This window comes from Xanthomonas sp. JL1, from assembly GCF_038405005.1.
Map to the genome: position 1 here is coordinate 1 of NZ_JBBYGR010000025.1, position 23,380 is coordinate 23,380.

The following is a 23,380-nucleotide window of genomic DNA, read 5'->3' on the forward strand; positions in this document are numbered from 1 at the left end:
CAAGCGCATCTATCAGTCGGCCACGGCGGAAGAAGCGGCGGCGGAACTGGAGGCGCTGGACACGCAGTGGGGCGACAAATACCGTGCGGTGGTCCGCTTGTGGCGGGGCAACTGGGACAACATCATCCCGTTCTTGCAGTTCGTGCCGCAGATCCGCAAGGTGATCTACACCACCAATGCCATCGAATCGTTGAACATGGTCATGCGCAAGCTCACCCGCAACCGGCGTATTTTCCCCAACGACGATTCGGCGCTCAAATCGTTGTTTTTGGCCGTGCGCGAGGCATCGAAGAACTGGCGGTCCATCCATCACTGGAAACCGGCTCTGCAAAGCTTCCAGGTGATGTTCGGCGAAGAACGCGTGCCGATGAATGCGCTATGAAAAACCTGGTTACACAGTTGGCTTGACAGACCCTCCTGCCTGCCCGCCGAGCAGTTGCCTGCCGATGAGCTGTTTCGTTCGCGTCTGGAGAACCAGATCGACTTGCGCCATCCCCTGGTGCAGATCCTGCATCGCGGCCAAGCCAAGGCGCTGACACGGCGGCAATGGCGCTGGATCAAACGACGGCAAGCGGTAGAGCCGGTGATCGGACATTTGAAACAGGACTGCCGCTTGAATCGCTGCCATCTCAAAGGCGCCCAAGGCGATGCACTGCACGTGCTCGGCTGCGCCGCTGGCGACAACCTGCGCTGGCTGCTGCGCTGGATCGCATTTTTGCGTGCCTGGTTGCAGGTGGTGCGGGCGCGTTCCTCAACGCACTCAAGCACCATCTGGCCCACAAACATGGCACTGGAGGTTTGAGAGGGGTTTTTCAGGGGCGACTAGCTGCTGAGAGGGCGTTGCACTTGGAAATTGAGTCTAACGTTTTTTCAGGGGCGACTACTTGCTCATAACGTCATCACTCGGGGAGTCAGGTGCTGTTTGAGTAGCGGACAGAAACAGATAGGGGTTGGGCACCTGAGATTCCGTGGACCAACTGCGAATTAATCGCGGTAAGTACGATTGCATCGTGTAGCCAATGGTGCTGAACATGATCATCACCAGGTCCCTCAGCCAGTGCAACGTCGAGGCTATACTCACCCCGAATTAGCCGTGGGAGACGTAGCTGGAAGGTTACAGTTAGCACCGAGCCCTCCTGGATGCTTATAGCCTCCTCGCGCAGGTAGCTATCGGAGCTTTCTGCCAAGATGTACTGACCTTTTCTGTTCTTAAGCATAAAGCCCACAGCAGGATAGCTGAGTGACTTGTTTAGTCGTGCAACTACTGTAAGGCGAATGTCTTCGGAGGAGTTGAACTCGACGAGCGGATCGCCGAGCATGTTGTGGAAAGCAACTGATTCGATGCGAGCGCCGCCAGCCCCGAAACCATCGGCGTTGGAACGAAATGGACTAGCATGGAATCGAGTTGCTTCAATATTCTTACTATCGTAGGTTGCTTGGATAGGGTGGGAGGCTCGCGTAACGGCTGAAGTTGTGCGATCAGAATATAAGTCGCGCAGGTAGACTGCAGAAATATCCCGTGCACTTCCAACATCGCAAAGATAGTGCTCGCCTCGGCGGCGCAAGAGTACTGCCGATTCGCACAAAGCATTTAAAGCTCCCATGTCGTGGCTGACAAATAGAAGCGTACCGCCTTGGCGTTGAAAGTTTGCCAAAAACCGCATGCATTTTTGTTGAAAGTATGCATCTCCAACGCTCAAGGCTTCGTCAATCACAAGGATTTCAGCATCAACATGCGCGATTAGCGCGAAAGCAAGGCGCACGTACATGCCGCTAGAGTAAGTTTTAACCGGCTGCTCTATAAATTCGCCAATGTCGGCGAAAGTTGCGATTGATTCCATGCGCATGCTGATGGTTTTCTTATCCACACCATACAGCGAGGCGGCTAGGTAAATATTTTCACGGCCGGAGAACTCTGGATTAAAGCCTGCACCTAATTCCAATAGCGCAGCAACTCGGCCGTTCACTGTGATCTGACCCTCAGTAGGAGTTAGGGTTCCGCAGATCATCTGTAGTAACGTCGATTTTCCTGCGCCGTTGCGACCGATAATGCCGACGGTTTCGCCGCGGCGGATACTAAAGCTTACTTGGCGCAGCGCCCAGAACTCACGGTAGTAACGACGGCGACCACGCCAGAGCATTTGCATCAAGCGGTGTGCAGGCTTGTCATAGACGTTAAAGCACTTGCCCAGACCTTTTACTTCGATAGCGATGTCAGAGCACATCGGCAAACCCCTTTCGGGTCCTCTGAAAGAATGCGAAGCCGGTAATGAAAACTAAAGCAGATATTACTAAGCAGAGAGAATACTCAAGGGGTTTCAGGCCATGGCCCCAAATCAATACATTACGTATCTGCGCAATAACTGGCGCCAGAGGGTTGATGTTAAGGATAGGGCGGAAAGTTGGAGGGATGGCGTCGATTGGATAAAATATCGGCGTTAAAAACATTATGGCTGTAGTGATAATGGCGGTGATTTGAGCAATATCACGCAAAAATACGCCCAGCGCAGAGAGTAGCCATGCTAACCCCATCATAAACAAAACTAACGGCAGAATTGCTAGCGGCAGCAAAAGCGCCGTCACTGGCGGCACTCCATAAGATGCGAGGTAAAATACCAACAATACCATCAGGTTGACAATCAGTCCGAACATTGCGGTCAACACGCTGACAACTGGCAGGACTTCGAGTGGGAAGACTACTTTTTTCACGTAATTAGCATTGCCAATAATCAATTGAGGTGCGCGGTTAAATACTTCCGAAAACAGATTAAAGACAAGCAGACCGCTAAATAATACAAGTGCAAATTCGGTTTTTGTTCCACTCCCGCCAGGCCAGCGGGCCTTAAATACTTCGCTGAACACGAAGGTGTAGATCGCAAGCATAAAGATGGGTTGAATTAGCGCCCACGTGAAACCAAGTAGCGAACCACGATAACGCGCTGATATCTCGCGAACCGCCAGTGCACTGATGAGCCTTCGATTAGCGATGAGGCTCTGAAGGAGACTGCTAGGTGAACCGGAGTAGGGTTCCATCAGTAAGCTGCGTATGGATGACTTTCTAGTCTAATGCGGGTTTATGATTCTTGTCTGCTAAATCGGAGCTCGCTGGCGCCAGCGAGCCACAATTTAGTCGATGTTCAGGTGGAGCTTGGAATGTCACAAATCCAGGCTGCGTGGTGTTCTACTGTGCGTAGCTGCTTAGGCGATTAAAAGAGGCGGTAACTAATCCGCTCAGCAAACGCGGTGATGCGGGAGTTACAGCACTTTTTCAAGCTCCGGCAGCAGCGTAAACAAGTCCCCCACCAGCCCGATATCGGCAATCTCAAAGATCGGCGACTCCGGGTCCTTGTTGATCGCCACGATCGTGCCGGCGTCCTTGATGCCGGTCAGATGCTGTATGGCGCCACTGATGCCGATGGCCATGTACAGCTCAGGGGCGATGATCTTGCCGGTCTGGCCGACCTGCAGTTCGTTGGGCACGTAACCGGCATCGACCGCAGCGCGCGAGGCACCCACGGCAGCGCCAAGTTTGTCGGCCAGGCTGTAGATGTGCTTGAAGTTTTCTGCCGAACCCACCCCGCGGCCGCCGGAGACCACGCGTTTTGCGCTCTGCAGGTCGGGGCGATCGGAGCTGCCTGTGGCCAAGCCGACAAAACGGGTGTGGGTCGGTAGCGCAGCATCCACGGTGACTGACTCAACCGTCGCACTTCCACCGCCGACGGCTTCCGGCCACGAGGCGCTGCGCACCGTGGCGACCACGATCTGGTCTGCTGGCGCTTTGACGGTGATGATGGCGTTGCCTGCATAAATCGGGCGTTTGAAGGTGTACGCGTCTTCGACCGACATCAAATCGGAGATCTGGTTGACGCCCAGCAGCGCCGCCACGACCGGCATCAGGTCCTTGCCGAACGTGGTCGAGGGGCCGAACACATGTGTATAGCCCTGGCCAGCCAGCTGGACGATCTGCGGGCCCAGCACCTGGGCGATGGCGTGTTCGTTGGCGGCGTTGGCCACGGTCAGCACGCGGGCGACGCCGGCCAGCTGTGCGGCCTGCGCTGCAACGGCGGCCGGGTCGGCTGCCAGTACGACCACGTCGATGGACTCGGCAGAGATTGCCTGCGCGGCGCTCAGGGTCTTGGCGGTGGCCGCATTGAGCTGGCCGTTGAGATGTTCGGCAACAACGAGAACCTTGGCCATTACAGCAACCCCTTCTGCTTGAGTGCGGCCACCAGTTCGGCGGCGTCCTTGACCATCACGCCGCGGCTGCGTTTGGATGGCGCGGCGTAGTGGGTGGTGGTCAGGCTGTCATGCGCATCCACGCCGAGGTCGGCAAATGCCAGCGTTTCCAGCGGCTTGCTCTTGGCTTTCATGATGTCCGGCAGCTTGATGAAGCGCGGCTCGTTCAGGCGCAGATCGGTGGTGATCACCGCTGGCAGGTCCACTTCCAGCGTCTCCAGGCCCGCGTCGACCTCGCGCGTGACCGTGACCTTTCCATCGGCAACAGTGAGCTTGCCGGCGAAGGTGGCCTGTGGGCGGCCCCAGAGTGTGGCGAGCATCTGACCGGTCTGATTAGCGTCGTCGTCGATCGCCTGCTTGCCGAGGATGACCAGATCGGGCTGTTCCTTCTCGACCAGTTTGAGCAGCGCCCGCGCGGCGGTCAGCGGCTGAACAGCCGTGTCGGTCACCACATGGATCGCGCGATTGGCGCCCATGGCCAGGCCGTTGCGCAGGTGCGCAGCCGCATCGGCCGGCGCCAGGGTGGCGACCACCACCTCGGTGGCGGTCCCGGCATCGCGCAGGCGCAATGCTTCCTCCAGGGCGATTTCGTCGAACGGGTTGGGGGAGAGCTTGACGCCGTCGGTCACCACGCCGGAGCCATCCGGCTTGACCTGAATGCGGACGTTGTAGTCCACCACGCGCTTGTAGGCGACGAGGATTTTCATCGTGTACGAGATCCTTCAGCGATTGCGGGAAGGCCCGGCCGCTACGGCAGGCTCGGGAGTGCGGTCATTCTAACCGGGCTCGGCAAACCATGCGATTGCGTATGGTTGCTGCGGCGCAACACCTGGACGCTTGGTTGACAATGCTTAGGTCAGGTATTGCTTCGACCGTATATCCTGTGTGGTTTGAAAACGCAGCGCGGTTCGCGTGCGATCAGGAGATCAGCATTGGCAACTTGGCTTGTAACCGGCGGTGCCGGCTTCATTGGTGGCAACTTTGTTCTTGAGGCAGTGGCTCGTGGGATCCGCGTGGTCAATCTCGATGCACTGACCTATGCGGGAAACTTGAACACGTTGGCATCCCTGGAAGGCAATCCGGACCACGTTTTCGTCAAGGGCGATATTGGCGACGGCATGTTGGTCGCCCGTCTGTTGCAGGAACACCAGCCAGACGCGGTGCTGAATTTCGCAGCCGAGAGCCACGTGGATCGCTCGATCGAAGGTCCGGGCGCATTCATTCACACCAATGTCGTCGGGACTTTAGCGTTGCTCGAAGCAGTACGCGACTATTGGAAGTCGCTGCCTACCGCGCGCAGCGATGCTTTCCGTTTCCTGCATGTCTCAACCGACGAGGTCTACGGCACGCTGGGCGAAACCGGTAAGTTCACCGAGACCACACCTTACGCGCCGAACTCGCCGTATTCGGCCTCCAAGGCGGCCTCGGATCATCTGGTACGTGCGTTCCACCACACCTACGGCCTGCCGGTGCTGACCACCAATTGTTCGAACAATTATGGTCCGTACCACTTCCCCGAAAAGCTCATTCCGCTGGTCATCGCCAAAGCGCTTGCCGGCGAGCCGCTGCCGGTCTACGGCGACGGCAAGCAGGTGCGCGACTGGTTGTTCGTCAGCGACCACTGCGAAGCGATTCGTACCGTGTTGGCGAAGGGCAAGGTCGGCGAGACCTACAACGTGGGCGGCAATTCAGAACGCCAGAATATCGAAGTCGTGCAGGCGATCTGCGCCCTGCTGGATCAGCACCGTCCACGCGACGATGGCAAGCCGCGTGCGAGCCAGATCACCTATGTGACGGATCGCCCGGGCCATGATCGCCGCTACGCGATCGACGCTTCCAAGCTGAAGAACGAACTGGGCTGGGAGCCTTCCTACACGTTTGAGCAAGGCATCGCGCAGACAGTGCAATGGTATTTGACCAACCAGGCCTGGGTGCAGGGCGTGCTGGATGGCAGTTACCGGTTGGAACGGATCGGCGCCTCGGCGTAACGCGCCACCGCAAGAGCCCGCGCAACCGTGTGTGGGCCTCACAAGGAACTATCTCATGACGCAACGTAAAGGCATTATTTTGGCCGGTGGCTCGGGGACCCGCCTGTATCCGATCACCAAGGGTGTCAGTAAGCAACTGCTGCCGGTGTACGACAAGCCGATGATCTATTACCCGCTGAGCGTCCTGATGCTGGCAGGTATCCGCGATATTTTGATCATCAATACGCCGCATGAGCAGGCGTTGTTTCAATCCTTGTTGGGTGATGGCTCTCAGTGGGGAATTCACATTCAATACGCCGTGCAGCCCAGCCCGGACGGGTTGGCGCAGGCGTATTTGATCGGTCGCGACTTTGTCGATGGCAAGCCGAGTTGCCTGGTATTGGGCGACAATATTTTTCATGGTCACGGTTTGACCGAAACGTTACGCCGCGCAGACGCGCGCGAGCAGGGCGCGACCGTGTTCGGTTATTGGGTCACCGATCCCGAGCGCTACGGCGTGGCCGAATTCGACCAGCAAGGCAAAGTGATCGATATCGCCGAAAAGCCTGAGAAGCCGCGCTCCAACTATGCGGTCACCGGCCTGTACTTCTACGATGGAAAAGCCAGCGATTATGCGGCTGCCTTGAAACCTTCTCCGCGTGGCGAGCTGGAGATTACCGATCTCAATCGCTGCTATCTCGATGCTGGCGATCTGCATCTTGAGCCGCTGGGACGCGGGTATGCATGGCTGGATACCGGGACCCACCAGTCCTTGCACGAAGCGGCCAACTTCATCGAGACCATCCAGATGCGTCAGGGCCTGCAGGTGTGCTGCCCCGAAGAAATCGCGTTCGGTCAGGGCTGGATCGATGCGGAGCAATTGGAGCGTCTGGCTGCCCCGTTGCTGAAAAACGACTATGGCAAATATTTGCACGAATTGGCTGTGCGAGGAGTAGTACCGTGAGAATCGTCGAAACGCGTTTACCAGGTTGTGTCGTCATCGAGCCGGCAGTGTTCGGCGATGAGCGCGGATATTTCTTCGAAACGTGGAATGCCGAGCGCTTCGGGCAACATGGTCTGCCGACGCAGTTCGTGCAGAGCAATGTCTCCACCTCGGCCAAAGGCGTGTTGCGTGGTTTGCATTACCAGTGGCCGCGTCCTCAGGGCAAGCTGGTCAGCGTGCTGGAGGGTGAGGTCTACGATGTGGCGGTCGACGTGCGCCACGGCTCGCCCAACTTCGGGCAGTGGGCGGCAGTGGTGTTGAGCGCAGAAAACAAGAAGCAGTTCTGGATACCGGAAGGGTTTGCGCACGGCTTTGCGGTGCTGTCGGAGCGAGCCGTGTTCAGTTACCTGTGCACCGACGTGTATGTGAAGGAGGCCGATGCCGGCGTGCGCTGGGATGATGCGGCGATCGGTATCGATTGGCCGATCAGCAATCCATTGCTCTCTGCAAAGGACGCCGCTGCGCCGTTTCTGGCCGATGTGCCCGCTGAGCGCTTGCCGGTGTATACACCGTGACCACGCTGGTTTTTGGCGCAAATGGGCAGGTGGGTACGGAATTGCTGCGTGCGCTGGCAGTCGATGGCGCCGTACAGGCCACCACGCGTAGTGGCCAGTTGCCCGACGGCAGCGCGTGTGAAACAGCAGACTTCGATGCGCCTGAGACGCTGACCGCATTGCTGGATCGAATCAAGCCGTCGCGTGTGGTCAATGCCGCCGCTTACACGGCGGTAGATCGTGCCGAGCAGGATCGGGAAGGTGCGACCCGTGCCAATGCGACGGCACCCGGCGTCGTCGCAGCCTGGTGCGCGTCCAATCGTGTGCCGCTTGTGCATTACTCCACCGATTACGTCTTCGACGGGCAGGGTAAAGCGCCATATCGCGAGGACGCGCAGACGTCGCCACTCGGCGTGTACGGCGAAACCAAGCTTGCCGGCGAGCAGGCCATCCGTGCCTCCGGCGCCCAGCATCTGATCCTGCGGACTGCTTGGGTCTACGCCTCGCATGGCGCGAACTTCCTGCGCACGATGTTGCGGGTAGGGGCGGAGCGGGACGAGTTGCGTGTGGTGGCCGATCAGATCGGAACACCGACGTCGGCGGCATTGATTGCCGATGTCACTGCACAACTGCTGCGTCAGCGCACGCCCGATACATCGGGGACCTGGCATCTCACCGCGGCTGGCCAGACCAGCTGGCATGGATTTGCCGAGGCAATCTTCGAAGAGGCGGTCAGTGCCGGGTTGCTGGAGCGTGCACCGCGCGTGGTGCCGATCACGACGGCCGATTATCCGACGCCAGCCAGGCGTCCGGCATATTCGCGGTTGTCCATCGATACACTGCAGGGCGATTTCGGTATCGAGCTGCCTGAGTGGCGCGTTGGCCTGCAGCGTGTGATTGCCGAGCTGTCTGCGACGAAGAAGTAGCTCGACAGCAGGTCAATGACGACAGCAGTCACTGCTGGCGCCTGATATCCGGAAAGCAAACAGCCGGGAATTCCCGGCTGTTTGCTTATACGGCGCAACCTTTTACAAACGACCGATCACGCCCGGCCGTAGGTATCTTCAAAGCGCACGATATCGTCTTCGCCCAGATAGCTGCCGGACTGCACTTCGATCAATTCCAGCGGCAACTTGCCCGGGTTGCGCAGGCGATGGGTGACGCCCAGCGGGATGTAGGTACTCTGGTTTTCGGTCAGCAGCAGCACTTCTTCGCCTCGCGTCACTTCGGCGGTGCCACTCACCACAATCCAATGCTCGGCGCGGTGGTGATGCATCTGCAGGCTCAGCACCGCACCGGGTTTGACGGTGATGCGCTTGACCTGGTGACGCTGGCCCATGTCGATGGAGTCGTAAGCGCCCCACGGACGATAGACCTTGCGGTGCCAAGTGGCCTCGGAACGACCAGCTGTCTTGATCTGGCTGACCACATCCTTGACCACCTGGATGCGGTCGCGGTGACCGACCAGCACGGCATCCGGCGTCTCGACGACCACCACATCCTCCAGCCCCACCATGGCGATCAGGCGCGAACCGTAGGCATAGGTGTTCTTGCAATCGAGCTGGATCACATCGCCATGATGCGCGTTGCCTTGCGCATCCTGCTTGGAAACATCCAGTAGCGAGGACCACGAACCAACGTCGTTCCAGCCGGCGTCCAATGGCACCACAACCGCGTCGGCGGTCTTTTCCATCACCGCGTAGTCGATCGAATCCGACGGGCTGGCGGCGAAGGCGTCCTTGTCCAGACGGGTGAAGTCCGCATCGCGCTTGCCGTTTTCCCATGCCTTCTGGCAGGCATCGACAATGGCGGGATGGAATTTGCGCAGTTCTTCCAGATAACGCGACGCGCGAAACAGGAACATGCCGCTGTTCCAGTAGTACTCGCCGCTGGCGAGGTAACTCTGTGCAGTGGCAAGGTCGGGCTTTTCGACGAAGCGCTCCACCGCGCTGACTCCATTGCCTGTACCGGCCTTGATATAGCCATAGCCAGTTTCAGGTGCGGTCGGCTTGATGCCGAAGGTCACCAACTTCCCTTGCTCGGCTGCAGCAGCGGCCGCAGTGACCGCTGCCTGGAACGCAGCTTCGTTCTGGATGACATGGTCGGACGGCATCACCAGCAATAGCGGGTCGGCACCATCGCGCGTTGCTTCCAGGGCGGCTACGGCAATCGCCGGTGCGGTGTTGCGGCCTTTGGGCTCCAGCAGGATGGCAGACGGCTTGACGCCCAGCTGCTGCAGCTGCTCGGCAGCCATGAAGCGGTGTTCTTCATTGGCCACCAAGATCGGTGCGTGGGCAGCCACTGGGGCTGCGCGCAGCCAGGTGGACTGCAACATGCTCTTGTCGCCAACCAGCGGCAGGAACTGCTTTGGGTAGGACTCGCGCGACAGCGGCCACAGACGCGTGCCGGAGCCGCCGGACAAAATAATGGGTAGGACGTCGCTCATGGGCGGGGGAACTCCAAAGTGCGTCTAGGGGAGAGGGGGGGGGCAATCAGCCGCGCAGCAGGTTGGAAATTTCCTGCGTACGCGTTTCCAGCAGTGCGGCATCGCCGCGCGTTTCCACGTTCAGGCGCAGCAGCGGCTCGGTGTTGGAGCTGCGCAAATTAAAACGCCATTCGCCAAAATCGGCGCTAATGCCGTCGGTGTAGTCGAGCTCCGGAGACAGCGACGCGTAATGCTCCATCACGCGCGCAACCGATGCCTTGGCATCGGCGACCTTGAAGTTGATCTCGCCGCTGCAGGGGAATTTCTGCATGCGTGCTTCGACCAGATCGGCCAGTGAACGGCCCGACTGCGACACCAGCTCTGCGATCAGCAGCCACGGAATCATGCCGGAGTCGGCATAGGCGAACTCACGGAAATAATGGTGCGCGCTCATTTCGCCGCCATAGACGGCATTTTCGCTGCGCATTTTTTCCTTGATGAAGGCGTGGCCGCTCTTGCACAGCACCGGAATGCCGCCGGCCTCTTCGACCTGCTCGACCGTGTTCCAGGTCAGGCGCGGGTCGTGCACGACCTTGCCGCCCGGCTGTTTGGCCAGGATGGCTTGGGCAAGCAGGCCGACCAGGTAATAGCCTTCGATGAAGCGGCCTGTGTGATCGAAGAAGAAGCAGCGATCGAAGTCGCCATCCCACGCGATGCCGAAATCGGCGCCATGGTCCTTGACTGCCTTGGCGGTCGCATCGCGGTTCTCCGGCAGCAGCGGATTGGGGATGCCGTTGGGGAAGTTGCCATCGGGCTCGTGGAAAACGCGCACGAATTCGAACGGCAGATGCGGCGCGAGCAGATCGACGATCAGCCCGGCGCCGCCGTTGCCGGCGTTGACGACCAGCTTGAGCGGCTTGAGGGTGCTGCGGTCCACGTAGCTGAGCAGGTGCTCCAGGTACGCGGTCTTGTCGGTGCGGCTCTGCTCACTGGCGGTGGGCTCGCCGGGTGCGGCGGTATCAGCCGCGACCGTGTCGCGGATGGCGAACAGGCCGGTGTCCGAGCTGATCGGCCGCGCTTGCTCGCGCACCAGCTTCATGCCGTTGTAGTCCATCGGGTTGTGGCTGGCGGTGACCATCACGCCGCCGGCGGCCTTGAGGTAATCGGTCTGGAAATAGACTTCCTCGGTGCCGCACAGACCGATATCGATCACGTCACGGCCGCTGGCACGCAGGCCGGCGGAAAGCGCTTCCTGCAACGCCGGGCTCGCCAGGCGCACATCGTGGCCCAGGACCACCGGCCCCTGATCCAGCTGCGCCGCCAGCGCCACGCCGATACGGCGGGCCAAGTCCTCGTTGAGTTCATCCGGCACGCGGCCGCGAATATCGTAGGCCTTGAAGGCGGGTAGCGTCATGGGCAAATCCTGAAGTGGGGGACGCCCGAGTTTAGCGGCTGCGCCGTGTCTTGGGTGTGGCGAAATTGCGACCGGGGGCAGGGAACAGTCAGCGGATAGAATGGGCGCTTCACATCGGCGGGTGAGGGCGGTGATGCGCAATGAAGTAAGCGGTGCGGCAAGCGGCAAACGCTATGCCGATGCCAAGACAGCGCTGGATGGGGTACTGGCCGATGGTCAGACCCTGGCAGTGGGCGGCTTTGGGTTGTGTGGCATTCCGGAGGCACTGATTGCAGCCCTACGCGACAGTGGGGTCGCCGGGTTGACCGTGATCTCCAACAACGCTGGCGTCGACGGTTTCGGGCTTGGTCAATTATTGGCTACCCGACAGATCCGCAAGATGATTTCGTCCTATGTGGGCGAAAACAAGGAATTCGAACGCCAATACCTGGCAGGCGAACTTGAGCTGGAGTTCAATCCGCAAGGCACCCTGGCCGAGCGTTTGCGCGCGGGCGGGGCGGGAATTGCTGCGTTTTATACGGCCACCGGCTACGGCACGATCGTGGCCGAGGGCAAGGAAACGCGCGAATTCGACGGCAAGCACTACGTGCTGGAAACCGCACTGCACGCCGATGTGGCGCTGGTGAAGGCATGGCGCGCCGATACCGCGGGCAACCTGGTGTTCCGCAAGACGGCACGCAATTTCAATCCGGCCTGCGCCATGGCGGGTCGCGTGTGCATTGCCGAGGTGGAGGAGATCGTTGAGCTGGGCGTTATCGACCCGGATCAGGTGCATCTGCCCGGTATTTACGTGGACCGCCTGGTGCTCAATGCCACGCCGGAAAAACGCATCGAACAGCGCACCGTGCGCGAAGGACAGCAGTAATGGCCTGGACCAGAGACCACATGGCCGCACGCGCGGCACGCGAACTGACCGATGGCGCTTACGTCAACCTGGGTATCGGCTTGCCGACGTTGGTTGCCAATCACATCCCCGACGGTGTGGATGTCTGGCTGCAATCGGAGAACGGCCTGCTCGGCATTGGCCCGTTTCCCACCGAAGACGAGGTGGACGCGGACCTGATCAATGCGGGCAAGCAGACCGTGACCGCGCGTGCCGGTGCCAGTTATTTCGGTAGCCACGATTCGTTCGCGATGATCCGTGGCGGGCACATCGACCTGGCGATTTTGGGCGCAATGCAGGTCACCGAGCGCGGCGACCTGGCCAACTGGATGGTGCCCGGCAAAATGGTCAAGGGCATGGGCGGTGCGATGGACCTGGTGGCCGGCGTCAAGCGCGTGGTGGTGTTGATGGAGCACGTCGCCAAAGACGGCAGCCACAAGATCCTGCGCGACTGCGACCTGCCACTGACCGGCGTCGGCGTGGTGGATCGCATCATTACCGATCTCGCCGTGTTCGATGTCACTGCGGATGGGCTGGTACTGGTGGAATCTGCAGAGGGTGTGGAGCTGGAAGAGTTGCGCCAGAAGACTGGGGTTGAATTCGCTGCGTGATCGAAAGCTATCTACGCAGCGACTAGCTCATGAGCAGCTAGGGACATGCATGGCGCCTCAGGGCGCCTTGCGTGCATAGCGGTAAGGTTCGGCTGTTGCAGGTTGCGGTATTCCCAACAGTTGTTCGATCGTTGCGACACGCTGTCCGGAGTGGGCGACCGCAACAGCCAGGAAGCGCTCGATCGCATGGGCCAACGTGCCATCGATCTGACCCTGCTCGCTTTCGAATTCACTGGGGTGCAAGTGCGCATCCAACAACGGCCGCAGCGCTTCCAGCTTGACCCAGAACATGCTGCCGGACGCGAACAGGCTGTGCGCGTTTATTGCATCCGTGCCTGTGCGGACAGTGAGGTAATCGAGCGCATCGGCATTGCCACCCATAAAGTCGGTGACCGGTAACAAGTGTTGCGCAGGCGCCACAAGGCCGAGTAGAGGATCTTCGGCGAATCCGCGCACGATTGCAGCGACGTGTTGTGGCGCGAGCAAGCCAGAGAGCATGTCGCGCCGCCATGTGTCTCCGTCCTCGCGATGGGTCGATTTTTTTGTATGCAGTTTCAAGACCACCTGCTCGCCTTCGTCGAGCAATCGGTTGGCAACCCGTAAGAAAGGAAGAATATCGCGGCCGCGATTTTCGAAGCCTTCCACCTGCGCCTGCAAGCCACGCTGCTGCAGGCACTGGCGAACTTGCGTCACCATGGTGATGTCGGTGGTGACCACAAGCCGCAGCGATAGCCCGCAGTGCGCAAGTGCATCAAGCGCTTCGTCCAGTACATCGAGGTACCAGGCGTGCAAGACCACGCAGGCATCGTGTTGACCAGATCGGGTAACGACTTCTGCGGTGTGTAACAGCGCTTGCCGTGTCGCGTCCAGCCATGCGTAGCCAACGCGAGTATCGGGTTCGAGTACAGCGCCCTCGGCCCACTCGTTCCAGGCGTTGATGAACACCAAGCGATGCGCAGGCGTTGTATTTTTCAGACGATATGGATCCCATTCGTTCGCGCACGCCAAGTCCTGCCCGCGAGCTTCTGCCCGGACCCCAACCGGATAGGGTTCAGCCGACTGCAGATCGGGGGGGGACTCCGCCTGCTGGCGGCCCCCTGGATGGCTTGCCCGTTCGGCGGACGATGTCCCGGACCCGGCTGCCATCTCCCCCTGCACCCTCGCCTGCGTTCTCGGCGGGCAGCTTCAGCGATCTGCTCCGTCAGTTCGATCCGTCGCTTCTTGATACATCGCTTCTTGATTCGATGCCTGCCGTCGGCACGCCGCATACAGCGGCTGCCCCAGCAGAGTGGGATGAGGTGCAATCGGGTCTGCGTGCAGCCGATGACCCGCCACCCACTGTGCGTGTCGCTGTCACTGCCGCGCGGCCGCCGCGCGCCAAGCCGGCCCCGCGACGGCGTGCGGCGCAACCCTCCGACGCTTCGCCGGCCGCGCAGGTGGATCTACGCACGCTCGGCTACAGTCAGCAGCAGCAAGAGAAGATCAAACCGAAGGTGCGTTCGACAGTGGCGCAGCACCACGAGGCACTGGTGGGCCATGGGTTTACACACGCGCACATCGTTGCGCTCAGCCAACACCCGGCAGCGTTAGGGACCGTTGCTGTCACGTATCAGGACATAATCAGGGCGTTGCCAGAGGCGACACACGAAGACATCGTTGGCGTCGGCAAACAGTGGTCCGGCGCACGCGCCCTGGAGGCCTTGCTCACGGAGGCGAGGGAGTTGAGAGGTCCGCCGTTACAGTTGGACACAGGCCAACTTCTCAAGATTGCAAAACGTGGCGGCGTGACCGCAGTGGAGGCAGTGCATGCATGGCGCAATGCACTGACGGGTGCCCCCCTGAACCTGACCCCGGACCAAGTGGTGGCCATCGCCAGCAATATTGGCGGCAACCAGGCGCTGGAGACGGTACAGCGGCTGTTGCCGGTGCTGTGCCAGGCCCATGGCCTGACCCCGGACCAGGTCGTGGCCATCGCCAGCAATGGCGGCAAGCAGGCGCTGGAGACGGTGCAGCGGCTGTTGCCGGTGCTGTGCCAGGACCATAGCCTGACCCCGGACCAGGTCGTGGCCATCGCCAGCAATATAGGCGGCAAGCAGGCGCTGGAGACGGTGCAGCGGCTGTTGCCGGTGCTGTGCCAGGACCATGGCCTGACCCCGGACCAGGTGGTGGCCATCGCCAGCAATAGTGGCGGCAAGCAGGCGCTGGAGACGGTGCAGCGGCTGTTGCCGGTGCTGTGCCAGGACCATGGCCTGACCCCGGCCCAGGTGATGACCATCGCCAGCAATAACGGCGGCAAGCAGGCGCTGGAGACGGTGCAACGGCTGTTGCCGGTGCTGTGCCAGGACCATGGCCTGACCCCGGACCAGGTGGTGACCATCGCCAGCAATGGCGGCGGCAAGCAGGCGCTGGAGACGGTGCAGCGGCTGTTGCCGGTGCTGTGCCAGGCCCATGGCCTGACCCCGGACCAAGTGGTGGCCATCGCCAACAATAACGGCGGCAAGCAGGCGCTGGAGACGGTGCAACGGCTGTTGCCGGTGCTATGCCAGGCCCATGGCCTGACCCCGGCCCAGGTCGTGGCCATCGCCAGCAATAGCGGCGGCAAGCAGGCGCTGGAGACGGTGCAGCGGCTGTTGCCGGTGCTGTGCCAGGCCCATGGCCTGACCCCGGACCAGGTGGTGGCCATCGCCAGCAATGGCGGCAAGCAGGCGCTGGAGACGGTGCAGCGGCTGTTGCCGGTGCTGTGCCAGGCCCATGGCCTGACCCCGGACCAGGTGGTGGCCATCGCCAGCAATAGTGGCGGCAAGCAGGCGCTGGAGACGGTGCAGCGGCTGTTGCCGGTGCTGTGCCAGGCCCATGGCCTGACCCCGGACCAGGTGGTGGCCATCGCCAACAATAACGGCGGCAAGCAGGCGCTGGAGACGGTGCAGCGGCTGTTGCCGGTGCTGTGCCAGGCCCATGGCCTGACCCCGGACCAGGTGGTGGCCATCGCCAGCAATAGTGGCGGCAAGCAGGCGCTGGAGACGGTGCAGCGGCTGTTGCCGGTGCTGTGCCAGGACCATGGCCTGACCCCGGACCAGGTGGTGGCCATCGCCAGCAATGGCGGCAAGCAGGCGCTGGAGACGGTGCAGCGGCTGTTGCCGGTGCTGTGCCAGGACCATGGCCTGACCCCGGACCAGGTGGTGGCCATCGCCAGCCACGATGGCGGCAAGCAGGCGCTGGAGACGGTGCAGCGGCTGTTGCCGGTGCTGTGCCAGGACCATGGCCTGACCCTGGACCAGGTGGTGGCCATCGCCAGCCATGGCGGCGGCAAGCAGGCGCTGGAGACGGTGCAGCGGCTGTTGCCGGTGCTGTGCCAGGACCATGGCCTGACCTCGGACCAGGTGGTGGCCATCGCCAGCCACGATGGCGGCAAGCAGGCGCTGGAGACGGTGCAGCGGCTGTTGCCGGTGCTGTGCCAGGACCATGGCCTGACCCCGGACCAGGTGGTGGCCATTGCCAGCAATATTGGCGGCAAGCAGGCGCTGGAGACGGTGCAGCGGCTGTTGCCGGTGCTGTGCCAGGACCATGGCCTGACCCTGGACCAGGTGGTGGCCATCGCCAGCCACGATGGCGGCAAGCAGGCGCTGGAGACGGTGCAACGGCTGTTGCCGGTGCTGTGCCAGGACCATGGCCTGACCCCGGACCAGGTCGTGGCCATCGCCAGCCACGATGGCGGCAAGCAGGCGCTGGAGACGGTGCAGCGGCTGTTGCCGGTGCTGTGCCAGGACCATGGCCTGACCCCGGCCCAGGTGGTGGCCATCGCCAGCAATGGCGGCGGCAAGCAGGCGCTGGAGAGCATTGTTGCCCAGTTATCTCGCCCTGATCCGGCGTTGGCCGCGTTGACCAACGACCACCTCGTCGCCTTGGCCTGCCTCGGCGGACGTCCTGCCCTGGATGCAGTGAAAAAGGGATTGCCGCACGCGCCGGAATTGATCAGAAGAATCAATCGCCGTATTCCCGAACGCACGTCCCATCGCGTTGCCGACTACGCGCAAGTGGTTCGCGTGCTGGAGTTTTTCCAGTGCCACTCCCACCCAGCGTACGCATTTGATGAGGCCATGACGCAGTTCGGGATGAGCAGGCACGGGTTGGTACAGCTCTTTCGCAGAGTGGGCGTCACCGAATTCGAAGCCCGCTGCGGAACGCTCCCCCCAGCCTCGCAGCGTTGGGACCGTATCCTCCAGGCATCAGGGATGAAAAGGGCCAAACCGTCCCCTACTTCAGCTCAAACACCGGATCAGGCGTCTTTGCATGCATTCGCCGATTCGCTGGAGCGTGACCTTGATGCGCCCAGCCCAATGCACGAGGGAGATCAGACGCGGGCAAGCAGCCGTAAACGGTCCCGATCGGATCGTGCTGTCACCGGCCCCTCCACACAGCAATCTTTCGAGGTGCGCGTTCCCGAACAGCGCGATGCGCTGCATTTGCCCCTCAGCTGGAGGGTAAAACGCCCGCGTACCAGGATCGGGGGCGGCCTCCCGGATCCTGGTACGCCCATCGCTGCCGACCTGGCAGCGTCCAGCACCGTGATGTGGGAACAAGATGCGGCCCCCTTCGCAGGGGCAGCGGATGATTTCCCGGCATTCAACGAAGAGGAGCTCGCATGGTTGATGGAGCTATTGCCTCAGTCAGGCTCAGTCGGAGGGACGATCTGATCCGCACGGTAAGCATGAGCCAGTCGCGATAGCGGCGCGGTGATGCATGCAGATAAATGCGCCCCTTGCCCGAACGCCGTGGCTCATTGTCCCAGCCAGGGTTTACGCCAGGGTACAAGGTGTACTCGCGCAGCGGTCGCTGTTCCATGTCGCGGGCAAGCTCTCGCCAATCGAGTACATCGCCATTGAATTCTGGATTGATCAAGCGCTGCCGGGCAGCCACCGAAGGTGGCGTGCTCATGTTCGGCGGGAATTCGACAGCTGCATCGAATCCGATGTCGCGCGGGTCGGGACGTTCGAAACCCTGCACATACGCAAGGTGAATCTCGCCGATTCCGTGATCGCGACACCAACCACGCCAGCGATCGGCCGTCTGTGCGGGCTCAGGCAGCACATGTGGTCGATACACCAACAGCACCGGGCGCCCTTCGACGCGCAGGTACTTGGGATTGCGCATGTAAGTCGCAACATGCGCGATAAAGGCCAGATCGTCGTCCGCATCATGCGCTTGATCGATCAGGATCTCGTCGCCGCGGCCATCCCAGCGGCGTGCCCATTTTTCATTTGCCCAGCAAAGACAGAACGGCAGGGTGATGGTGGCGTCTTCGTGCCATTGCGTGATCGGCATTTCCAGAAGGGTCTTGCCGGCGAACCAATAGAAGTAAAAGCAAAAAGCGCCAACGCCATACTCTTGTGCTAGACGCGCTTGTCCACGCATGACATGGGGGCTGCGAAGGTCGTAGAAGCCCAGATCTGCCGGCAGCCTGGGTTGTTGGTGGCCTTCGAACTGGGGAAGCGCACGGCTGACGTTGCGCCATTCGGTGAAGCCCTTGCCCCACCATGCATCGTTTTCAGGGATTGGATGAAATTGCGGCAGATAAAACGCGATCAGTTTCGCAGGAAGCGTCTCAGGCAGGGTGGCGGTGCTGTAGGGGACATAGCCAATCGCCGCTTCGTCGCTGCGAACTGCTGGCCGTCGCGAACTGCTAGGGCGTACACGACCCCGCGCCGGTTCCGGCACCCAGCCCGCATGTCGGTCGAGAAACCAGCCGCGCCAACGGTCGCGCGTTGCGTCACTCAGCGGTATCGCACGAAATCCTGCACGCAGTAGTCCGAAAACATAGGTGCGCAGGCGCGACTGCAGCGAGCGACCGGGCGAACTCACAGATTCTGGTAGTTCGGACCCGAACCACCCTCCGGTGTGACCCAGGTGATGATTTCGTACGGGTCCTTGATGTCGCAGGTCTTGCAGTGCACGCAATTGGCCGCGTTGATCTGCAGGCGCTTGCCGGAGGGGCTGGCGGTGTCTGCGACCATTTCGTAGACGTTGGCCGGGCAGAAGCGCGTGCACGGGTTGTCGTATTCGGTCACGCAGCGGGTGGCGCACACATCGGTGTCCAGTACCTTCAGATGTACCGGCTGGTCTTCATCGTGCTCGGTGGCGGCGAAATACACCGCTTGCAGGCGATCGCGCGGTGCGAGGTCGCGGGTGACGTAGTCGCGCTCGGGTTGCTCGTACTCGCCGAGTTTGTGCAGCGCCGACCAGTCGGGTTTGTTCTTCAGCGTCCACGGCGAGGCGCCCTTGAGCGCGGTTTCCCAGGCGGCATTGAGCAGGCCGAACCACAGGCCCTTCTTGAAACCGGGCTTGATGTTGCGGACTTGCTTCAGCTCGGCCATGACGTCAGAGGCGCGCAATGCGGCATCGAATCCCCGTGGGGCCAGCTGCGATTGCACCAGGTGTTCGGCCGCCAGCATGCCGCTGCGGATGGCTTGGTGGGTGCCCTTGATCTTGGGCACGTTGAGCAGGCCGGCGGTGTCGCCGATGAGCAAGGCGCCGGGCATGTCCACCTTCGGTAGCGATTGCCAGCCACCGCTGACCAGTGCGCGTGCGCCGGCAGACAGAATGCTGCCGCCTGCCAGCAGTGGCTTGATCATCGGGTGGTTCTTCCATTGCTGGAAGGCTTCCCACGGCTGGTAGTTGGCGTCGCTGTAATCCAGCCCGCTCACGTAACCGAGCGCGATCTGGTTGTTGTCCAGGTGATACACAAAGCTGCCGCCGTAGGTGCGGTTGTCGGCGGGCCAGCCGATGGTGTGCACGATCTTGCCGGGCGTGACGCGGCCTTCGGGCACCTGCCACAACTCCTTGATGCCGATTGAATAGCCTTGTGGGTCGCTGTCGGCGGTGAGGTCGAAGCGCTTCAGCAACCGCTTGGTGAGGTGGCCACGTGCGCCTTCGGCAAGCACGGTGACCTTGGCGCGAATGTCGATGCCGGCGGTGTAGCCGGGCTTGTGCGTACCGTCTTTTGCAATGCCCATATCGCCGATACGCACGCCCACCACCTGGCCGCTTTCGTCGTGCAGCGTTTCGGCGGCGGCGAAGCCGGGGTAGATCTCCACGCCCAGCGCTTCGGCCTGCGGCGCCAGCCAGGCGCACATCGCGCCCAGGCTGACGATGAAGTTGCCATGATTACGCATGCCCGGCGGCACCACGGGGAACTTGCGCGCGCTGTCCTTGCCGAGGAACCAGAATTCGTCGTCGGTGGCCGCGACGCAAATCGGCGGCGGGTTGTTGCGCCAGCCTGGCAGCAGCGCATCCAGCGGGCCGGGCTCGATCACCGCACCGGACAGGATATGCGCGCCGATGGTGCTGGATTTTTCGATCACGCAGACGCTGATGTTCGGATCGAGCTGCTTGAGCCGGATCGCGAACGACAGCCCGGCCGGACCGGCACCGACGGTGACGATGTCGTATTCCATGACGTCACGCTCGACCGCCTCTGACGCGTGTGCGCCCACTCCCGCTTCCGACATTGCTCCGCTCCCGTTGGCTCGATGGCTGGTGTCCATTTTCCGGGATTGCATGTGACGGCGGCAAATCGGGTCGATTCATCCGCGCCATGCGGGGCTGCGTGCTAGCGTTGCCCGCATGAAGATTCGGGTGGCATTGCCGGGGGCGGAGATCGACTGGTGGCGCGGTTGGCTGCCGCACGCGCAGGCCGATGCGCTGATGCAGGCGCTGCTTGTGCAGGCGCACTGGCAGCTGCACCGCATCCGAATGTTCGGGCGCATGGTGGATTCGCCGCGCTTGAGCAGTTGGATCGGCGATCCGGAGGCGAGTTATCGCTACTCGGGCACACGCTTCTCGCCACAGCCGTGGCTGGAGGTGCTGCAGCCAGTGCGTCTGCGCCTGGAGGACGAGACCGGTCACCGGTTCAACAGCGTGCTGATTAACCGCTACCGCAGTGGCAGTGATGCGATGGGCTGGCACAGCGACGACGAGCCGGAACTGGGCGCGCAGCCATTGATTGCCTCAGTGAGCCTGGGCGCGAGGCGACGTTTCGCATTCAAGCATCGCGACGATGCGTCGGTGAAGCAGGCGTTGGAACTGGGCCACGGCGATCTGTTGTTGATGGGCGGCCAGACCCAGCGCCACTACAGACACGCCCTGCCGCGCACCGCGAAGCCGGTTGGCGAGCGCATCAATCTGACCTTTCGTCAGGTCGCGGGTGCGCGTGTGCCAGCCATACGCGGCTAGCAACATGTAGCGCGCTCGCCTGGGCGGTAAGCCCGGTGGGCGTGTCGGCCGCAGCTTGCGTGGGCGCAATCAGCAGTCCAGGTCAAACGATGAGTGGATCGAGTGCGCGGTGCCCTCACCGCTTGCGGGACACGCCGTGGACCCATCCATGGGGGGCTAGATGGCGGCATCCATGCCGCCAACGGTCCCGCAATCGGCGAGGACAGCGCACCGGAAAGTTCATTGGTGACTTTATTGAAGAGCGCGGACGCCGCGCCCAGACAATCCACTGGCTGCCGTGTTCAAGAACGAGCAGACCGCGTCGAGTCGCCGCTGGCTGCTTTTTTGAAAGCTGCGCGCACTGCCCCTTTCGACTGGTCCTTGTCCGCTCACCGTCGCGGCACCCTTGGCGGCATGGATGCCGCCAAGACACTTACAGGGACGTACGTGCAGCGTGTCCCGCGATGGTGGGCGGGCAAGGGCCCTGCAGCCACGGCACAGATCAGCCGCTCTGCAGTAGACCGGCGTGAAGTCGTCTGTCAGCTGCTTTCAGTCTGTCGGTCGCTTGCGCTTACAACGACCGCGGCAAGTGCTGGCTGTCCTGTTGCCCAGTGGTCAGCGTCCAGCCGACCAGTTCGGTGGTGACCTGGGTCAGCGCCTGCTCGAACGCGACGGCGACGGCGGCGGTATCGGTGCTGGTGGACGGGCGTGCGACCAGGAAGGTGCGCGAGGCGACCACGCGTTGATCGGTCGAATGCAGCAGTTTTGCATTGAACTCGATCGTTGCCGACGGCAGCGACTGGCTGGCGTAATCGGATTCGAAGCGGCGCAGGTCGATTGCCAGCTTGTAATCGGAGCGGATGCCGGTACCGATATGGGCCACCGCGGCGATCTTGCCAGAGTCTTCAAAGGCGCGCACCACGTTGTCTTCCAGCATGTCGGTGGCTGGCTGCGCCCAGCCGACGCCTTGATAGACCTGCAATTCGCCAGGGGTCGGGCGCACATTGATGCGCGGGCTGTCGATGATGCGTGCGGCGCTGGGCTTGGCCACCACCAGCTGCCATGCCACCTGTGGCCATGCCGGATTCGGGCTGACCCGCACGGTGGGCGAATAGATCGTGGCCGGCTTCTGGTCGCCGCCGGTCAGGACTGAGCAGCCGCCCAGCGCCAGTAACGAGACGCACAGCAAGGGACGCAACAGGCGCATGGCAGTCATTTCGGTTCGAACTCCTTGGGTGCGTCGCGGCCGAGCAGGTAGCGCGCAGGGTTGTTGTCCAGTTTGTCGCTGACCCGGCGCAGATCGCGGATCAGGCCGCGCAACTCGGTCAGTGTGGGGCCGAGCTGACCCAGCCCATCATTGGCAAAACTATTGATGGCGGCGCGGTTCTCGCCAAGGATGTTGTCGGCGTTGCCGGCGGCAGAATCCAGTTTGACCAGGGTGGCGTCGAGTTTTTCCAGAATGCCCGGCAGCTGTTGCACCAGGTTCTGATCCAGCCGCTTGATGGTGCCATTGGTGGTGGTCAGGGTGGTGTCCAGATTACGCGCGGCGTCGCGTGCGCTGACGATCAGCGCCTGCATGCCGTCGTCGTGATCGGCGATGCCGCCGCTGATCTTTTCCAGGTTCTGCAGCGTGGCCGAAATGCTGGCCACGTTCTTGTCCGACAGCATCTGGTCCATGCGTTCGACGATGCGGTTGGCGGTGTCGGTGATGTTCTGCAGCGCCGAGGGCGTGGTCTGGATGATCGGCGCATCGCTCTTGTCGATGGTGGTCAGCGCCGGCGCTTCGGGCGTGCCTCCGGAGAGCTGGATGATCGACGGGCCGGTCAGGCTGGTGATGGCCAGCTTGGCGCGGGTGTCGCTCTTGATCGGCGTGGTCGAATTGACCCGCACGAGCGCAACCACTTGGCGTGGGTCGTTCGGCGCCAGGGTCAGCTCGGTGATCGAGCCGACCGCGATGCCGTTGTACTGCACAGGGCTGCCGACCGACAGGCCGGTCACCGCCTCGCGGAACACCACCCGGTACTGCTGCCAAGTGCGGTCGGAGGAGTACTTGGCGGCCCATAAACCGAACAGCAGCAGGGCCAGCCCGGCCACGATGGTGAAGGCGCCGATCAGGACGTAATTGGCTTTGGTTTCCAT

18 protein-coding genes and 3 pseudogenes are annotated in these 23,380 nt (G+C 61.7%); 10 read left to right on the plus strand and 11 right to left on the minus strand.

The window, feature by feature from the left end; translation table 11 throughout:
* Together WJW29_RS05580 and WJW29_RS05585 are read left to right on the plus strand one after the other, a co-directional pair.
* On the plus strand, positions 1-382 hold a 382-nt coding region (locus WJW29_RS05580), incomplete at its 5' end, for a transposase (RefSeq protein WP_181689904.1).
* Positions 383-499: 117 nt separating this feature from the next.
* Positions 500-802 (plus strand): annotated as a pseudogene (locus WJW29_RS05585) (IS5/IS1182 family transposase); the annotation flags it as partial.
* 109 nt (positions 803-911) lie between these two features.
* On the opposite strand, the gene WJW29_RS05590 reads toward WJW29_RS05585, so the two are convergent.
* The 4 genes from WJW29_RS05590 to WJW29_RS05605 all read right to left on the minus strand — a co-directional run bounded on the left by WJW29_RS05590 (position 912) and on the right by WJW29_RS05605 (position 4,943).
* Positions 912-2,225, minus strand: a complete 1,314-nt coding sequence (locus tag WJW29_RS05590) for an ABC transporter ATP-binding protein (RefSeq protein ID WP_011407610.1) — start codon at positions 2,223-2,225, stop codon at positions 912-914.
* Positions 2,215-3,033 carry an ABC transporter permease gene (locus tag WJW29_RS05595; protein WP_011407611.1) on the minus strand — a complete coding sequence of 273 codons (819 nt, stop codon included), beginning with the start codon at positions 3,031-3,033 and terminating at the stop codon, positions 2,215-2,217. Before WJW29_RS05595 ends, WJW29_RS05590 begins: the two co-directional genes overlap by 11 nt.
* 222 nt (positions 3,034-3,255) lie before the next feature.
* On the minus strand, positions 3,256-4,197 hold the full coding sequence (locus tag WJW29_RS05600; protein ID WP_011257674.1) for an electron transfer flavoprotein subunit alpha/FixB family protein: 942 nt from the start codon (positions 4,195-4,197) through the stop codon (positions 3,256-3,258).
* Positions 4,197-4,943: an electron transfer flavoprotein subunit beta/FixA family protein gene (locus tag WJW29_RS05605; RefSeq protein ID WP_011257675.1), complete on the minus strand. Its 747-nt coding sequence runs from the start codon at positions 4,941-4,943 to the stop codon at positions 4,197-4,199. The genes WJW29_RS05600 and WJW29_RS05605 overlap by 1 nt, the downstream gene beginning before the upstream one ends.
* Positions 4,944-5,168: 225 nt before the next feature.
* On the opposite strand from WJW29_RS05605, the gene rfbB reads away from it, so the two are divergent.
* Genes rfbB through rfbD form a run of 4 tightly spaced genes read left to right on the plus strand, consistent with a single transcriptional unit; the run spans position 5,169 to position 8,626 of the window.
* A complete protein-coding gene (gene rfbB / locus WJW29_RS05610) occupies positions 5,169-6,224 on the plus strand; it encodes a dTDP-glucose 4,6-dehydratase (RefSeq protein WP_011407612.1) in 1,056 nt (351 codons plus the stop codon).
* A gap of 55 nt (positions 6,225-6,279) precedes the next feature.
* On the plus strand, positions 6,280-7,167 hold the full coding sequence (rfbA, locus tag WJW29_RS05615) for a glucose-1-phosphate thymidylyltransferase RfbA (RefSeq protein ID WP_011407613.1): 888 nt from the start codon (positions 6,280-6,282) through the stop codon (positions 7,165-7,167).
* Positions 7,164-7,721, plus strand: coding sequence for a dTDP-4-dehydrorhamnose 3,5-epimerase (rfbC, locus tag WJW29_RS05620; RefSeq protein ID WP_011257678.1), 558 nt, complete (start codon positions 7,164-7,166; stop codon positions 7,719-7,721). The genes rfbA and rfbC overlap by 4 nt, the downstream gene beginning before the upstream one ends.
* A complete protein-coding gene (gene rfbD, locus WJW29_RS05625) occupies positions 7,718-8,626 on the plus strand; it encodes a dTDP-4-dehydrorhamnose reductase (RefSeq protein ID WP_011257679.1) in 909 nt (302 codons plus the stop codon). Before rfbC ends, rfbD begins: the two co-directional genes overlap by 4 nt.
* Positions 8,627-8,742: 116 nt before the next feature.
* Here rfbD and WJW29_RS05630 read toward each other — a convergent pair whose 3' ends face one another.
* Entirely contained in the window at positions 8,743-10,146 is a 1,404-nt protein-coding gene (locus WJW29_RS05630; protein ID WP_011257680.1) for a mannose-1-phosphate guanylyltransferase/mannose-6-phosphate isomerase, read from the minus strand.
* 46 nt (positions 10,147-10,192) lie between these two features.
* A complete protein-coding gene (locus tag WJW29_RS05635) occupies positions 10,193-11,539 on the minus strand; it encodes a phosphomannomutase/phosphoglucomutase (RefSeq protein WP_011407616.1) in 1,347 nt (448 codons plus the stop codon).
* 133 nt (positions 11,540-11,672) lie between these two features.
* Between WJW29_RS05635 and WJW29_RS05640 the strand changes: the two genes are divergently transcribed.
* A complete protein-coding gene (locus WJW29_RS05640) occupies positions 11,673-12,404 on the plus strand; it encodes a CoA transferase subunit A (protein ID WP_011407617.1) in 732 nt (243 codons plus the stop codon).
* On the plus strand, positions 12,404-13,033 hold the full coding sequence (locus tag WJW29_RS05645; protein ID WP_011257683.1) for a CoA transferase subunit B: 630 nt from the start codon (positions 12,404-12,406) through the stop codon (positions 13,031-13,033). Before WJW29_RS05640 ends, WJW29_RS05645 begins: the two co-directional genes overlap by 1 nt.
* A 57-nt stretch (positions 13,034-13,090) precedes the next feature.
* Here the strand turns inward: WJW29_RS05645 and WJW29_RS05650 are convergent.
* Positions 13,091-14,011: pseudogene (locus tag WJW29_RS05650) on the minus strand (rhamnan synthesis F family protein); the annotation flags it as partial.
* Positions 14,012-14,013: 2 nt separating this feature from the next.
* Here WJW29_RS05650 and avrBs3 point away from each other — a divergent pair.
* Positions 14,014-17,727: a type III secretion system effector avirulence protein AvrBs3 gene (avrBs3, locus tag WJW29_RS05655; protein WP_223138327.1), complete on the plus strand. Its 3,714-nt coding sequence runs from the start codon at positions 14,014-14,016 to the stop codon at positions 17,725-17,727.
* Between the two features lies 1 nt (position 17,728).
* Here avrBs3 and WJW29_RS05660 read toward each other — a convergent pair.
* Positions 17,729-18,892, minus strand: a pseudogene (locus WJW29_RS05660) (glycoside hydrolase family 99-like domain-containing protein); the annotation flags it as partial.
* Positions 18,889-20,538 carry an electron transfer flavoprotein-ubiquinone oxidoreductase gene (locus tag WJW29_RS05665; RefSeq protein ID WP_012446093.1) on the minus strand — a complete coding sequence of 550 codons (1,650 nt, stop codon included), beginning with the start codon at positions 20,536-20,538 and terminating at the stop codon, positions 18,889-18,891. The gene WJW29_RS05665 and the pseudogene WJW29_RS05660, both read right to left, overlap by 4 nt.
* 115 nt (positions 20,539-20,653) lie before the next feature.
* Between WJW29_RS05665 and WJW29_RS05670 the strand changes: the two genes are divergently transcribed.
* Positions 20,654-21,262 carry an alpha-ketoglutarate-dependent dioxygenase AlkB gene (locus WJW29_RS05670; protein WP_011257686.1) on the plus strand — a complete coding sequence of 203 codons (609 nt, stop codon included), beginning with the start codon at positions 20,654-20,656 and terminating at the stop codon, positions 21,260-21,262.
* 550 nt (positions 21,263-21,812) lie between these two features.
* On the opposite strand, the gene WJW29_RS05675 is transcribed toward WJW29_RS05670, so the two are convergent.
* Both WJW29_RS05675 and WJW29_RS05680 read right to left on the minus strand, forming a co-directional pair.
* Entirely contained in the window at positions 21,813-22,457 is a 645-nt protein-coding gene (locus WJW29_RS05675) for an ABC-type transport auxiliary lipoprotein family protein (protein ID WP_011257687.1), read from the minus strand.
* Positions 22,454-23,380: an MlaD family protein gene (locus WJW29_RS05680; protein WP_011257688.1), complete on the minus strand. Its 927-nt coding sequence runs from the start codon at positions 23,378-23,380 to the stop codon at positions 22,454-22,456. The genes WJW29_RS05675 and WJW29_RS05680 overlap by 4 nt, the downstream gene beginning before the upstream one ends.

Excerpts from the sequence above, each read along its gene's own strand:
- WJW29_RS05590 (WP_011407610.1), bottom strand. The coding sequence starts at position 2,225 with ATGTGCTCTGACATCGCTATCGAAGTAAAAGGTCTGGGCAAGTGCTTT.
- WJW29_RS05595 (WP_011407611.1), bottom strand. The coding sequence starts at position 3,033 with ATGGAACCCTACTCCGGTTCACCTAGCAGTCTCCTTCAGAGCCTCATC.
- WJW29_RS05600 (WP_011257674.1), bottom strand. The coding sequence starts at position 4,197 with ATGGCCAAGGTTCTCGTTGTTGCCGAACATCTCAACGGCCAGCTCAAT.
- WJW29_RS05605 (WP_011257675.1), bottom strand. The coding sequence starts at position 4,943 with ATGAAAATCCTCGTCGCCTACAAGCGCGTGGTGGACTACAACGTCCGC.
- rfbA (WP_011407613.1), top strand. The coding sequence starts at position 6,280 with ATGACGCAACGTAAAGGCATTATTTTGGCCGGTGGCTCGGGGACCCGC.
- WJW29_RS05630 (WP_011257680.1), bottom strand. The coding sequence starts at position 10,146 with ATGAGCGACGTCCTACCCATTATTTTGTCCGGCGGCTCCGGCACGCGT.
- WJW29_RS05635 (WP_011407616.1), bottom strand. The coding sequence starts at position 11,539 with ATGACGCTACCCGCCTTCAAGGCCTACGATATTCGCGGCCGCGTGCCG.
- WJW29_RS05640 (WP_011407617.1), top strand. The coding sequence starts at position 11,673 with ATGCGCAATGAAGTAAGCGGTGCGGCAAGCGGCAAACGCTATGCCGAT.
- WJW29_RS05645 (WP_011257683.1), top strand. The coding sequence starts at position 12,404 with ATGGCCTGGACCAGAGACCACATGGCCGCACGCGCGGCACGCGAACTG.
- avrBs3 (WP_223138327.1), top strand. The coding sequence starts at position 14,014 with ATGGATCCCATTCGTTCGCGCACGCCAAGTCCTGCCCGCGAGCTTCTG.
- WJW29_RS05665 (WP_012446093.1), bottom strand. The coding sequence starts at position 20,538 with ATGTCGGAAGCGGGAGTGGGCGCACACGCGTCAGAGGCGGTCGAGCGT.
- WJW29_RS05670 (WP_011257686.1), top strand. The coding sequence starts at position 20,654 with ATGAAGATTCGGGTGGCATTGCCGGGGGCGGAGATCGACTGGTGGCGC.
- WJW29_RS05675 (WP_011257687.1), bottom strand. The coding sequence starts at position 22,457 with ATGACTGCCATGCGCCTGTTGCGTCCCTTGCTGTGCGTCTCGTTACTG.
- WJW29_RS05680 (WP_011257688.1), bottom strand. The coding sequence starts at position 23,380 with ATGGAAACCAAAGCCAATTACGTCCTGATCGGCGCCTTCACCATCGTG.